Origin of the sequence: Bacteroides caecigallinarum (genome assembly GCF_021530995.1) — a bacterium.
GTDB classification, from domain to species: domain Bacteria; phylum Bacteroidota; class Bacteroidia; order Bacteroidales; family Bacteroidaceae; genus Phocaeicola; species Phocaeicola faecigallinarum.
The window spans coordinates 1-255 of sequence record NZ_JADYTF010000361.1 but is presented as its reverse complement, the minus strand read 5'-3'; the positions used below and the strand labels follow the sequence as shown (position 1 = coordinate 255).

General features: G+C 44.3%; 1 protein-coding gene. It reads left to right on the top strand.

Annotated elements, in window-relative coordinates; translation table 11 throughout:
* Complete coding sequence (locus I6E24_RS17035) at positions 1–222, top strand: DUF3873 domain-containing protein (protein ID WP_235329871.1); 222 nt, start codon at positions 1–3, stop codon at positions 220–222.
* Positions 223–255: the final 33 nt, after the last annotated feature.

Sequence of the window (255 nt, the reverse complement as noted above, 5' to 3'; positions counted from 1 at the left end):
ATGACAACAAGAATGACCATCAACGGAGTGAGTACCTGCCAGACGGCAGGTACTGAGAAGTACGAAAAGTACCAAACGACTATCAGACGGAAAAGAACAACCCTTTTCCAGTATGACTACCGACACATGGACGGAGAACTTTTCTCTTGCGTTAGACCGACATTGGAAGAGTGCAGACACCTGCGTGACGAATGGATAAAAGGAAAGGAGGACAGATTATGACAGCATACTATGATACTTTGATTGTGACATTCA